This is a genomic window from Enterobacter cloacae complex sp. SYL001 (genome assembly GCF_049237025.1).
Lineage (GTDB): Bacteria > Pseudomonadota > Gammaproteobacteria > Enterobacterales > Enterobacteriaceae > Enterobacter > Enterobacter intestinihominis.
Genome location: NZ_JBMKJI010000008.1, coordinates 68,267 through 81,050, shown reverse-complemented (window position 1 = coordinate 81,050; position 12,784 = coordinate 68,267). Strand labels below are relative to the sequence as shown.

13 protein-coding genes are annotated in these 12,784 nt (G+C 56.3%); 8 read left to right on the top strand and 5 right to left on the bottom strand.

Annotated elements, in window-relative coordinates:
* Nucleotides 1–35 precede the first annotated feature (35 nt).
* A complete protein-coding gene (locus ACOTZP_RS10390) occupies nt 36–854 on the top strand; it encodes a pyridoxal phosphatase (protein WP_022647486.1) in 819 nt (272 codons plus the stop codon).
* Here the strand turns inward: ACOTZP_RS10390 and modC are convergent, their stop codons facing one another.
* From modC to ACOTZP_RS10370, 4 genes are all read right to left on the bottom strand, one after another.
* A complete protein-coding gene (gene modC / locus ACOTZP_RS10385; protein WP_017384950.1) occupies nt 855–1,913 on the bottom strand; it encodes a molybdenum ABC transporter ATP-binding protein ModC in 1,059 nt (352 codons plus the stop codon). It abuts the gene before it with no gap.
* Complete coding sequence (gene modB / locus ACOTZP_RS10380) at nt 1,913–2,605, bottom strand: molybdate ABC transporter permease subunit (protein WP_271075262.1); 693 nt, start codon at nt 2,603–2,605, stop codon at nt 1,913–1,915. The genes modC and modB overlap by 1 nt, the downstream gene beginning before the upstream one ends.
* Nucleotides 2,602–3,378: a molybdate ABC transporter substrate-binding protein gene (gene modA / locus ACOTZP_RS10375; protein WP_271075263.1), complete on the bottom strand. Its 777-nt coding sequence runs from the start codon at nt 3,376–3,378 to the stop codon at nt 2,602–2,604. The genes modB and modA overlap by 4 nt, the downstream gene beginning before the upstream one ends.
* Before the next feature lie 178 nt (nt 3,379–3,556).
* Nucleotides 3,557–3,709, bottom strand: coding sequence for an AcrZ family multidrug efflux pump-associated protein (locus ACOTZP_RS10370; RefSeq protein ID WP_003858549.1), 153 nt, complete (start codon nt 3,707–3,709; stop codon nt 3,557–3,559).
* 127 nt (nt 3,710–3,836) lie between these two features.
* On the opposite strand from ACOTZP_RS10370, the gene modE reads away from it, so the two are divergent.
* From modE to gpmA, 7 genes are all read left to right on the top strand, one after another.
* Nucleotides 3,837–4,625 carry a molybdenum-dependent transcriptional regulator gene (modE, locus tag ACOTZP_RS10365; protein WP_022647484.1) on the top strand — a complete coding sequence of 263 codons (789 nt, stop codon included), beginning with the start codon at nt 3,837–3,839 and terminating at the stop codon, nt 4,623–4,625.
* A gap of 67 nt (nt 4,626–4,692) precedes the next feature.
* Entirely contained in the window at nt 4,693–6,165 is a 1,473-nt protein-coding gene (gene modF / locus ACOTZP_RS10360) for a molybdate ABC transporter ATP-binding protein ModF (RefSeq protein WP_271075264.1), read from the top strand.
* 201 nt (nt 6,166–6,366) lie between these two features.
* Nucleotides 6,367–7,383: a UDP-glucose 4-epimerase GalE gene (gene galE, locus ACOTZP_RS10355; protein WP_022647482.1), complete on the top strand. Its 1,017-nt coding sequence runs from the start codon at nt 6,367–6,369 to the stop codon at nt 7,381–7,383.
* Nucleotides 7,384–7,392: 9 nt separating this feature from the next.
* Nucleotides 7,393–8,439: a galactose-1-phosphate uridylyltransferase gene (galT, locus tag ACOTZP_RS10350; protein ID WP_271075265.1), complete on the top strand. Its 1,047-nt coding sequence runs from the start codon at nt 7,393–7,395 to the stop codon at nt 8,437–8,439.
* Nucleotides 8,440–8,441: 2 nt separating this feature from the next.
* Entirely contained in the window at nt 8,442–9,590 is a 1,149-nt protein-coding gene (gene galK, locus ACOTZP_RS10345; RefSeq protein WP_045309135.1) for a galactokinase, read from the top strand.
* The gene (gene galM / locus ACOTZP_RS10340; RefSeq protein ID WP_271075266.1) at nt 9,584–10,627 is read left to right on the top strand and encodes a galactose-1-epimerase; all 1,044 of its coding nucleotides are present in this window, start codon (nt 9,584–9,586) and stop codon (nt 10,625–10,627) included. The genes galK and galM overlap by 7 nt, the downstream gene beginning before the upstream one ends.
* A 273-nt stretch (nt 10,628–10,900) precedes the next feature.
* Nucleotides 10,901–11,653, top strand: a complete 753-nt coding sequence (gpmA, locus tag ACOTZP_RS10335; RefSeq protein ID WP_003858562.1) for a 2,3-diphosphoglycerate-dependent phosphoglycerate mutase — start codon at nt 10,901–10,903, stop codon at nt 11,651–11,653.
* A 61-nt stretch (nt 11,654–11,714) separates the two neighbouring features.
* Here gpmA and aroG read toward each other — a convergent pair whose 3' ends face one another.
* Complete coding sequence (aroG, locus tag ACOTZP_RS10330; protein ID WP_022647478.1) at nt 11,715–12,767, bottom strand: 3-deoxy-7-phosphoheptulonate synthase AroG; 1,053 nt, start codon at nt 12,765–12,767, stop codon at nt 11,715–11,717.
* Nucleotides 12,768–12,784: the final 17 nt, after the last annotated feature.

Sequence of the window (12,784 nt, the reverse complement as noted above, 5' to 3'; positions counted from 1 at the left end):
CAGACCTTAAATTCAACATTAACCCGGAAGAAAAAATGACCTCGCGAGTGATTGCCCTGGATTTAGACGGAACACTGCTTACCCCTCAGAAAACTCTGCTCCCCTCTTCTCTTGAGGCCCTCAAACGAGCCCGGGAAGCGGGGTATCAACTTCTCATCGTAACGGGTCGACATCACGTAGCCATTCATCCTTTTTATCAGGCACTGGGCTTAGATACACCTGCAATTTGTTGTAATGGCACTTATTTGTATGATTATCAGGCAAAAAAGGTTTTAACCTCTGATCCGCTTCCCGTTCCGCAGGCGCTGCAATTGATTGATTTACTGGATGAGCACGCGATTCACGGCCTGATGTATGTGGATAACGCCATGCTGTATGAACGCCCTACCGGCCATGTGATCCGCACCAGCAACTGGGCCCTGTCTCTGCCGGAAGCGCAGCGTCCGGTGTTCACTCAGGTTTCCTCCCTGCGCCAGGCGGCGGAAGACGTCCAGGCAATCTGGAAATTTGCCCTGACCGATGAAGACACCGCCAAACTGAACACCTTCGCAAAACATGTCGAGCATACGCTGGGTCTGGAATGTGAATGGTCCTGGCACGATCAGGTGGATATCGCCCGCAAAGGCAACAGCAAAGGAAAGCGTCTGACCCAGTTCGTTGAGTCACAGGGCTGGTCAATGCAGGACGTGATTGCCTTCGGCGATAACTATAACGACATCAGCATGCTGGAAGCGGCCGGAACGGGCGTGGCGATGGGCAACGCCGATGATGCGGTGAAAGCGCGTGCTAACGTGGTGATTGGCGATAACACCACCGACAGCATCGCGCAGTATATTTATACCCACCTGCTGTAATCAGGCGGTGATAGAGACGCTCTTGATTTGCGCGTAAAGCCACAGGCCAGGCTTGATGCCTAACTCATCCCTGGCCCACGGGCTGATGCGCGCCCACAGCGTTCTGTTGCCCACTTCCAGTTGCACTTCCACCTGGCCGTTATCATCAAAACACTGCGCCACTTTTGCGCGCAAAATATTGCGGATACTGGTTTGCAGCGGCGGTTGCAGCACCAGGGAGACATCCGACGCCTGAATGCGGATCCGTAACGTGGACTGAATCGGCGTATCGATTTTATTCACCCACAAATGCTGGTCACCCAGCGCCAGCGCGGTCATCGCATAATGTGGATGGTGCTCCAGCACGCTCACCTTCAGAATGCTGCTCTGCTGCTCCTTTGGCAGCCACGGATGCATAACGCTGCTGCCCCATACCTCTTCCAGATTGCCGAATGCCTTCACCCTGCCCGCCTCCAGCACCAGCACTTTGTCGGCCAGATGTAAGATCTCATCCAGCGAATGGCTGACGTACAGCATGGGCACGTTGATTTCCCGCGCCAGACGTTGCAGATACGGCAGCAACTCGCGCTTGCGCGGAATATCCAGCGAGGCCAGCGGCTCATCCAGCAGCAACAATTCCGGCGCGGTTAACAGGGCGCGGCCAATCGCCACGCGCTGTTTTTCACCACCCGACAGCGAAGACGGGAGACGATCGAGCAGCGGTTCGATGCCCAGCAGCGCCACCAGCTTATCGAACTGTCCGGCCATGCTTTTTGCCATGCCATAGCGCAGATTTCCGCGCACGCTGTAGTGCGGAAACAGGCGCGCATCCTGAAACACATAGCCGATGCGGCGCTTATCCGGTGACAGGCAGACCTTCTTCTCCGCGTCGTTTAAGACGCGGTTATTTAACACAATTCTGCCAGACTGGGGACGCGTCAGGCCGCTAATCGCATTAATCAGCGACGTTTTCCCTGCCCCGGAAACGCCAAAAATGGCGGTGATACCGCTGGCAGGCAGCGTTTCGTTAAGCGTCAGAGTGTGGCTGCCCAGGGTTTGCGTAAAGTTGAGTTCCAGCATCACGGTTTCCCCATCCGTTCACGGCTGAGGCGCGCCAGCCATTCAGACACCAGCAGCGAGACCAGGGCGAGTACAATCGAAATAATACACAGCCGGGACGCCGCACTTTCGCCACCCGGGGTTTGAATCAGGGTATACATGGCCGACGGGATGGTCCGCGTCTCGCCGGGAATGTTGGACACAAAGGTGATGGTCGCGCCGAACTCACCCAGTGAGCGGGCGAAGGCTAACACCGTACCGACGATAATGCCCGGTAAGGTGAGCGGAAGCGTAATGGTCAGGAATACCCGCCAGCGGCCTGCGCCCAGCGTGCGGGCGGCCTGCTCTAGCCGGATATCCACCCCTTCCAGCGCCAGGCGGATAGCGCGCACCATTAGCGGGAAGGACATTACTGCCGCGGCCAGAACCGCGCCGCGCCAGCTGAAAGCAAAGGTCAGGCCGAACCACTCGTACAGCCATTCGCCGATAAAACCGCGTCGCCCCATGGAGATCAGCAGCAGATAGCCGACCACCACAGGCGGTAACACGAGCGGAAGATGGAGAACACTGTCGAGCAGGGCTTTGCCTGGAAACTTCACGCGAACCAGTAACCAGGCAAAGAACACCCCAAAGGGCAAACTCAGCGCAACCGCCAGGGAAGAGACTTTCAGGCTCAGCAGCACGGCCTGCCATTCAGGTTCGGTCAATATCATTCGTGAGTCGTAAATCCGTAACGTTTAAAGATAGCGGACGCTTCAGGCCCCTTCAGGTAGTCAACGAAGGCCGTCACGGTCGCATTTTTATGTCCATCAACTATCGCAACAGGATATTCTACTTTCTTATGCGAGTCTTCCGGGAAGGTACCGACCACCTTCACACCTTTACTGGCGACGGCATCGGAGCCGTAAACGATCCCGAGTGGGGCTTCGTTACGCTCTACCAGCGCCAGCGCGCCGCGCACATCTTCTGCGGGAGCCAGCTTCGGTGATAAGGTCTCCCATGCGCCCAGTTTTTGCAGCGCTTCTTTCGCATAAATCCCGGCAGGAACATGCTCCGGATCGCCCACCGCCAGACGGCCACCGTTGAGCAGACTGGTCCAGTCCGTCTGTTTGTTGATGGCGATGTCGCCCTGCTTGCTGTTTGCGGGCGCGACCACCACCAGGCTATTTCCCAGCAGGGTTTCGCGGCTAGCCGTATCAACAGATTTTTTCTCCACCGCGTAGTCCATCCATTTCTGATCGGCAGAGATGAACAGATCAGCCGGAGCCCCCGCTTCGATCTGGCGGGCCAGCGTCGACGAGGAGGCAAACGACGAAACGACCTCGACGTTTTTCTCTTTTTTGTATACCGCAGCAATATCCTGCATCGCGTTAGTCAGCGACGCCGCCGCAAAGACCGTGATTTTTCCTTCATCCGCCAGCGCGTGGCCGGTGAGTGAGAGAGTCAGCGTTGCCCCTGCGAAAAGGCGTACCCATGAACGTGCCATTTGAAGCTCCTGTGCGTATCGTTATATACAAACAAATATAACGACATATCGCAGGCGTTCCTAGCGCTAAATCGTACCCATTAATGCGTAAACTCAAGGAACGTTGTAAAAGATATCGGCGGGAGAGGAATAAACTTGAGAGCAAAACGCCCGGGCTGGCCGGGCGTTTTGGAGGAAATCATTGCTGCTTTTTAGGCTGGTCACGACGATGACCAATGTTCGAAAAGACGTTGAACACTTCACCCAGGCCGTAGATGGCACCGAGGATGATAGCCATCACTACTGGCACCATGATTACCGCGAATACCAGACTTTTCAACAACTCTAACATGGTTTTCTCCAGATCTTGTGAACGGCTTATTCTACCCTGAAAAGTAAGAAAAACATCCCCTTTTGTGCGGTGCGCTTTCCGCACCCGGACATTTGGGTCACAATAACCTTTTTGCCGGGACATTGTTATGCAGGCCGAAATTCTCCTCACCCTACGACTTCAGCAGAAGCTTTTCGCCGATCCGCGACGCATCGCCCTGTTAAAACAAATAGAACAAACTGGCTCGATTAGCCAGGGAGCCAAAAACGCCGGCATCAGCTATAAAAGCGCCTGGGATGCGATTAACGACATGAACACCCTGAGCGAACAAACGCTGGTAGAGCGCGCCACCGGCGGAAAAGGCGGCGGCGGCGCCGTGTTGACGCGTTACGGGCAACGCCTGATCCAGCTCTATGACTTACTGGCGCAGATCCAGCAAAAAGCATTTGATGTGCTGAGCGATGACGACAACCTGCCGCTGGACAGCCTGCTGGGCGCCATCTCCCGCTTCTCTTTGCAGACCAGCGCCCGCAACCAATGGTTTGGTACGGTGACGGGGCGCGATCATTCGCAGGTGCAGGAGCATATTGAGATCCTGCTCGCGGACGGCACAACGCGCCTGAAAGCCGCCATCACCGCGCAAAGCGGTCAACGCCTTGGGCTGAACGAAGGTCAGGAGGTGCTGGTGTTACTCAAAGCGCCCTGGATCAGCATCACGCTTAACCCTGAGCAGGCCGCCGAGGCCGACAACCAGCTACGCGGGCGTATCAGCCACATCGAGCGCGGCGCAGAACAGTGTGAAGTGCTGATGACCCTGCCGGATGGACAGTCGCTCTGCGCCACCGTTCCGGTGAACGACGCGACCGAATTAGATGAAGGTGCTGTGGTGACCGCATATTTCAATGCAGACCGGGTAATTATCGCCACATTGTGCTAAGCGCATTGACAACCCCACCAACACTGAGTATCCCTGACATCTGTTGCTGCAAAAAATGGGATAACACATGTCATCATTGCATATTTCGCAAGGCACGTTTCGTCTTAGCGATACCCGTACCTTATCGCTGCCAGAGTTAACCCTTCGCGCCGGAGAAAGCTGGGCGTTTGTGGGCACGAATGGCAGCGGAAAATCCGCGCTGGCCCGCGCTCTGGCAGGCGAATTAACCCAGCTGAAGGGTGAGCGACAGTGCACCTTTACCCGGCTGACGCGCCTTTCCTTCGAACAGCTGCAAAAGCTGGTCAGCGATGAGTGGCAGCGTAACAATACCGATTTGCTCAGCCCCGGCGAAGAAGATACCGGCCGCACGACGGCGGACATTATCCAGGATGAGATAAAAGATCCTGCCCGCTGTCAGCAGCTGGCGGAGCAATTTGGCATTACCGCCCTGCTTAACCTCCGCTTTAAATATCTCTCTACCGGCGAGACGCGCAAAACGCTGCTGTGTCAGGCGCTGATGAGCGAGCCGGAACTCCTGATTCTGGATGAACCGTTTGACGGACTGGATGTGCAGTCCCGCGCGCAGCTGGCAGCGTTGCTGGCGTCGCTTAACCAGCAGGGATACACCCTTGTGCTGGTCCTTAACCGCTTTGATGAGATCCCGGATTTCGTACATTACGCGGGCGTGCTGGCGGACTGTAGCCTGACCAAAACCGGCGAGAAAGCCGTACTGCTCCGGCAGGCGCTAATTGCACAGCTGGCCCACAGCGAGAAACTGGACGGTATTGCGCTGCCGGAGCCGGATGCCCCTTCGGCACGCCACGGGCTGGATCCTGACCAGCCGCGCATTGTGCTGCGCGATGGGGTGGTTGCTTACGACGATCGCCCTATTCTGAATCATCTCAGCTGGACGGTTAATCCTGGTGAGCACTGGCAGATCGTCGGCCCCAACGGGGCGGGTAAATCCACGCTGCTAAGCCTGATCACTGGCGATCACCCGCAGGGTTACAGCAACGATTTGACCCTCTTCGGCCGCCGCCGCGGCAGCGGGGAAACCATCTGGGATATCAAAAAGCATATCGGTTATGTCAGCAGCAGCCTGCATCTGGACTACCGGGTGAGCACTACGGTGCGAAACGTGATCCTCTCTGGCTTCTTCGACTCCATTGGTATTTATCAGGCGGTATCCGACAAGCAGCACAAGCTGGCGCAGCAGTGGCTGGATATTCTGGGTATGGACAACCGGGTAGCCGATGCGCCATTCCACAGCCTGTCGTGGGGGCAGCAGCGGCTGGCATTGATCGTCCGCGCGCTGGTTAAGCATCCTACGCTGCTGATTCTGGATGAACCGTTGCAGGGGCTGGATCCCCTCAACCGTCAGCTGATCCGCCGCTTTGTGGATGTCCTGATTAGCGAAGGTGAAACCCAGCTGCTGTTTGTCTCCCACCATGCTGAGGATGCCCCGTCCTGCATCACCCATCGGCTGGAATTTGTGCCTGACGGCGAGCATTACCGCTACCTGCTGAGCAAAATCGATTAACGCGTGGAGGGCGCTGCCCTCCGCTTTTCAGACAACCTGCAACAATACATCTCTATCTCTTTGATCTACAATGCACTCAGTCTGTGAAAAAGCGCCTGTGAAAACCAGTGTAAACGATACCACTATTTTATCCCATGTCACACTTTTCGCGTCTCTGATATGCTATGGTTAATTCATACCATAAGCCTAATGGAGCGAAATATGCGAGTTCTGGTAACAGGTGGTAGCGGTTACATAGGAAGTCATACCTGCGTACAACTTCTGCAAAGCGGCCACGATGTCGTCATTCTTGATAACCTGTGCAACAGTAAGCGCAGCGTGCTGCCGGTCATTGAACGCCTTGCGGGTAAACAGCCGACTTTCGTGGAAGGCGATATCCGCAATGAAGCATTGATGACTGAAATCCTTCACGATCACGCGATTGAAACCGTTATCCACTTCGCGGGCCTGAAAGCGGTGGGCGAATCGGTAGCAAAACCGCTTGAGTACTACGACAACAACGTCAACGGTACCCTGCGTCTGATCTCCGCCATGCGTGCGGCGAACGTTAAAAACTTTATCTTCAGCTCTTCCGCGACCGTCTACGGCGATCAGCCAAAAATTCCTTACGTTGAAAGCTTCCCGACCGGTACGCCGCAAAGCCCGTATGGCAAAAGCAAGCTGATGGTAGAGCAGATCCTGACCGACCTGCAAAAAGCCCAGCCTGAGTGGAGCATCGCGCTGCTGCGCTACTTCAACCCGGTTGGCGCGCATCCGTCAGGCGACATGGGTGAAGATCCGCAGGGCATCCCAAATAACCTGATGCCGTATATCGCGCAGGTTGCCGTAGGGCGTCGCGACTCCCTGGCGATTTTTGGTAACGATTATCCCACCGAAGACGGCACCGGCGTGCGCGATTACATTCACGTGATGGATCTGGCCGACGGCCACGTGGCGGCGATGCAGCAGCTGGCGGATAAACCGGGCGTGCATATTTACAACCTCGGCGCCGGCGTCGGCAGCAGCGTGCTGGATGTGGTGAATGCCTTCAGTAAAGCCTGCGGCAAGCCAGTGAAGTATCACTTCGCGCCGCGTCGTGATGGCGACCTCCCGGCTTACTGGGCCGATGCCACCAAAGCGGATAAAGAGCTTAACTGGCGTGTTACCCGCACGCTTGATGAAATGGCACAGGATACCTGGCACTGGCAGTCACGCCATCCGCAGGGTTATCCGGATTAAGGATTTGTCATGACGCAATTCAATCCCGTCGATCACCCGCATCGTCGTTTTAACCCGCTCAGCGGGCAATGGATTTTAGTTTCACCGCATCGCGCCAAGCGCCCCTGGCAGGGGGCGCAAGAGACGCCTGCCAAACAGTCGCTGCCGCAGCACGATCCGGACTGCTTCCTCTGTCCGGGCAACACGCGCGTGACGGGCGATACAAACCCGAACTACAAGGGCACCTTCGTTTTCACTAACGATTTTGCGGCGCTGATGACCGACACGCCGGACGCGCCGGAAAACCACGACACGCTGATGCGCTGTGAAAGCGCCCGCGGCACCAGCCGCGTGATCTGCTTCTCTCCCGATCACAGCAAAACGCTGCCGGAGCTGAGCGTTGAGGCGCTGAAAGAGGTGGTCAGCACCTGGCAGGCGCAAACGGCGGAGCTGGGCCAGACCTATCCGTGGGTGCAGGTATTTGAAAATAAAGGCGCGGCGATGGGCTGCTCTAACCCGCATCCGCACGGCCAGATCTGGGCGAACAGCTTCCTGCCGAACGAAGCCGAACGTGAAGACCGGCTGCAAAAAGCCTATTTCGCACAGAACGGTTCGCCGATGCTGGTGGATTACACCCAGCGTGAACTGGCGGACGGCAGCCGCACTGTGGTGGAAACCGAGCACTGGCTTGCGGTAGTCCCTTACTGGGCGGCGTGGCCGTTTGAAACGCTGCTGCTGCCAAAGGCCCATGTTCAGCGTATTACGGACCTCAGCGACGCCCAGCGAGACGACCTTGCCCTGGCGCTGAAAAAACTGACCAGCCGCTACGACAACCTGTTCCAGTGTTCCTTCCCCTACTCCATGGGCTGGCACGGTGCGCCGTTTAACGGCGAAGAGAATCAACACTGGCAGTTACATGCACACTTCTATCCGCCGCTGCTGCGTTCTGCGACGGTACGTAAATTCATGGTGGGCTATGAAATGCTGGCGGAAACCCAGCGCGACCTGACGGCGGAACAGGCGGCAGAACGCCTGCGTGCCGTTAGCGACGTCCATTACCGCGAATCAGGAGTCTAAAAATGAGTCTGAAAGATAAAACACAATCCCTGTTTGCTGAAAAATTTGGCTACCCTGCCACCCATATTATCCAGGCGCCAGGCCGCGTTAATCTGATCGGCGAGCACACCGACTATAACGACGGTTTTGTCCTGCCGTGTGCCATCGACTACCAGACGGTGATCGCCTGCACGAAACGTTCAGATCGTAACGTGCGAGTGATCGCCGCGGATTACGGCAACGAAATTGACGAATTTTCCCTTGATGCGCCGATCGTGACCCACGACAGCCAGCAGTGGTCGAACTATGTTCGCGGCGTGGTGAAGCATCTTCTGAAGCGTAACAAGAATTTCGGCGGGGCCGATCTGGTGATCAGCGGCAACGTGCCGCAAGGGGCGGGATTAAGCTCTTCCGCATCGCTGGAAGTGGCGGTCGGCACCGTGTTCCAGCAGCTTTATCATCTGCCGCTGGACGGGGCGCAGATCGCCCTCAACGGTCAGGAAGCGGAAAACCAGTTCGTGGGCTGCAACTGCGGCATTATGGATCAGCTGATTTCCGCGCTGGGCAAGAAAGAACATGCTTTGCTGATTGACTGCCGCTCCCTCGGGACCAAAGCGGTTCCACTGCCAAAAGGTGCGGCTGTGGTGATCATCAACAGCAACTTCAAACGCACCCTGGTGGGGAGCGAGTACAACACCCGCCGCGAGCAGTGTGAAACCGGCGCGCGCTTCTTCCAGCAGCCAGCCCTACGTGATGTCTCACTTGACGAATTTAACAAGGTTGCCCACGAACTGGATCCGGTTGTCACGAAGCGCGTGCGTCACGTGCTGACGGAAAATGCCCGTACCGTAGAAGCCGCCTCCGCGCTGGCAAAAGGTGACCTGAAGCGGATGGGCGAGCTGATGGCCGAATCGCATGCCTCCATGCGTGACGATTTCGAAATCACCGTGCCGCAAATCGACACCCTGGTTGAAATCGTGAAAGCCACGATTGGCGACAAAGGCGGCGTGCGTATGACCGGCGGCGGATTCGGCGGGTGCGTCGTCGCCCTGGTGCCGGAAGAGCTGGTCCCTGCCATTCAGGACGCGGTGGCTAAACAGTACGAAGCCAAAACGGGCATCAAAGAAACTTTCTATGTCTGCAAAGCATCACAAGGAGCCGGACAGTGCTAAACGAAACACCAACACTCGCACCGGATGGTCTGCCGTATCGCCTGTTAACCCTGCGCAACAGTGCCGGGATGGTGGTTACGCTGATGGACTGGGGCGCAACGTTACTTTCTGCCCGCGTACCGATGCCTGACGGCAGCGTGCGCGAAACCCTGCTTGGCTGCGCATCGCCGGAGCAGTATATCGAGCAGACCGCTTTTCTGGGCGCATCCATAGGCCGCTACGCTAACCGCATCGCCAGAAGCCAGTTTACGCTGGACGGCGTAACGTATTCCCTGCTTGCCAGCCAGGGCGAAAATCAGCTACACGGCGGCCCGGAAGGGTTTGATAAACGTCGCTGGAAGATTGTGCAGCAAAATGACGGTGAGGTCTGGTTCTCTCTGGACTCCCTCGATGGAGACCAGGGCTTCCCGGGCAATCTCACCGCAACCGCGCGCTTCACCCTGACCGAAGATAATCGCATCGCCATTGAGTATCGCGCGACCGTCGATAAGTCGTGCCCGGTCAACCTGACTAACCACGCCTATTTCAACCTTGACGGTAATCAGACCGATGTCCGCAGCCACAAACTCCAGATCCTGGCGGACGAGTATCTCCCGGTCGATGAGATGGGTATCCCTTATCAGGGGCTGAAACCGGTAAGCGGAAATAGCTTTGATTTCCGTCAGCCGAAAACCATCGCCCAGGATTTCCTGAGTGATGACGATCAGCGCAAGGTGAAAGGCTACGACCACGCTTTCCTGTTGCAGGCGAAAGGCGATCTTTCTCAACCTGCCGCACAGGTCTGGTCTGCGGATGAGAAGTTACAGATGACGGTCTACACCACCGCCCCTGCCCTGCAGTTCTACTCCGGTAACTACCTGGAGGGGACCACGGCGCGTGAACATAACGACTACGCCGCCTGGCAAGGTCTGGCGCTGGAGAGCGAGTTCCTGCCGGACAGTCCTAACCATCCTGAATGGCCGCAGCCTGACTGCGTGCTGCGTCCGGGTGAAGAGTACGTAAGCGTCACAGAGTATCATTTCATTCCGCGCGCATAATGTCCGGCGGCGCTACGCGTGCACGGGCCTACGAATGTAGGCCGGATAAGCGAAGCGCCATCCGGCAAAAAGCCTGGCCTTCACCGCGAGGGCTTTTTTCCGCTCAGCTTGCTGAAAATAGCGGCGATCGCAGACAAAATCATAACCCTGGATTCACATGCATCTTACACTCTCGAACTATTTTCGCTATGGTTAGGGTTAAGCGTTGCTGCTGGCACAGTCACGGCAATATAATGAGAATTGTTATCATTCAAAATGCTTGAGGAGTAAGAAATGGCTAATACTAAGCTTGTCCTGGTGCGCCACGGCGAAAGCCAGTGGAACAACGAAAACCGCTTCACCGGTTGGTATGACGTTGATCTGTCCGAGAAAGGCGTGAGCGAAGCAAAAGCGGCAGGTAAGCTGCTGAAAGAAGAAGGCTTCACCTTTGACTTTGCTTACACCTCTGTGCTGAAACGTGCCATCCATACCCTGTGGAACATTCTGGACGAGCTGGATCAGGCCTGGCTGCCGGTTGAGAAATCCTGGAAACTGAACGAGCGTCACTACGGTGCGCTGCAAGGTCTGAACAAAGCAGAAACCGCAGAAAAATACGGTGACGAGCAGGTTAAGCAGTGGCGTCGTGGTTTTGCGGTCACGCCTCCAGAGCTGAGCAAAGATGACGAGCGCTACCCGGGCCACGATCCGCGTTACGCGAAGCTGACTGAGGCTGAACTGCCGCAGACCGAAAGCCTGGCGCTGACCATCGACCGTGTTGTGCCTTACTGGAACGAAACCATTCTGCCACGCCTGAAAAGCGGCGAGCGTGTCATTATCGCTGCTCACGGTAACTCCCTGCGTGCGCTGGTGAAATACCTGGACAACATGGGTGAAGATGAAATTCTCGAGCTGAACATCCCTACCGGCGTGCCGCTGGTGTACGAGTTCGACGAAAACTTCAAGCCAGTTAAACATTACTACCTGGGTAACGCCGACGAAATCGCTGCAAAAGCGGCGGCCGTGGCGAACCAGGGTAAAGCGAAGTAATTTTCGCCGGACATAAAAAAAGCGTGGAGCAATCCACGCTTTTTTATTGCCCGCGATAAACTTAACCGCGACGCGCTTTTACCGCATCCGCCAGCTGACGCAGGATCGCATCGGTATCATCCCAGCCAATGCAGGCATCCGTCACGCTCTTACCGTAGACCAGCGGCTCGCTGCCCTCCAGGTTCTGATTGCCTTCCACCAGATGGCTCTCAATCATCACCCCAATCACTGCGCGTTCACCGTTGGCGATTTGCTGACAAACGTCTGCACCAACTTCCATCTGCTTTTTGAACTGTTTGCTTGAGTTCGCATGGCTGAAATCGATCATGATCTGCGGCGCCAGTCCCGCTTTCTCCAGACCCGCCTTCACTTCCGCCACGTGTTTTGCGCTGTAGTTAGGCTCTTTACCGCCGCGCAGAATGATATGGCAATCGCCATTACCGCTGGTATTCACGATAGCCGAGTGGCCCCACTTAGTCACCGACAGGAAGCAGTGCGGCGCGCCAGCCGCATTGATGGCATCAATAGCGACTTTGATGGTGCCATCAGTGCCGTTTTTGAAACCCACCGGGCATGACAGGCCAGACGCCAGCTCACGGTGAACCTGCGATTCAGTCGTACGCGCACCAATAGCGCCCCAGCTCATCAGGTCAGCCAGATACTGCGGGGTGATCATATCGAGGAATTCTCCGGCAGCAGGCAGCCCGCTGTCGTTAATCTCCAGCAGCAGCTTACGCGCAATACGCAGGCCGTCGTTGATCTGGAAACTGTTGTCCATGTGCGGATCGTTGATCAACCCTTTCCAGCCCACGGTGGTACGCGGTTTTTCGAAATAAACGCGCATCACAATTTCCAGTTCGCCCTTCAGCTCTTCGCGCAGGGTGAGCAGACGTGACGCGTACTCTTTGGCCGCAGCAGGATCGTGAATGGAGCACGGTCCGATGACCACCAGAAGACGATCGTCGCTACCTTTCAGGATCTTGTGGATCGCCTTGCGGGCATGAGACACCGTGTTGGCGGCATTTTCGGTGGCGGGGAATTTTTCAAGGAGCGCTACGGGAGGTAATAACTCATTGATCTCTTTAATGCGTAAATCGTCGTTCTGATAATTCATCTTCTTTCCGGCTCTGC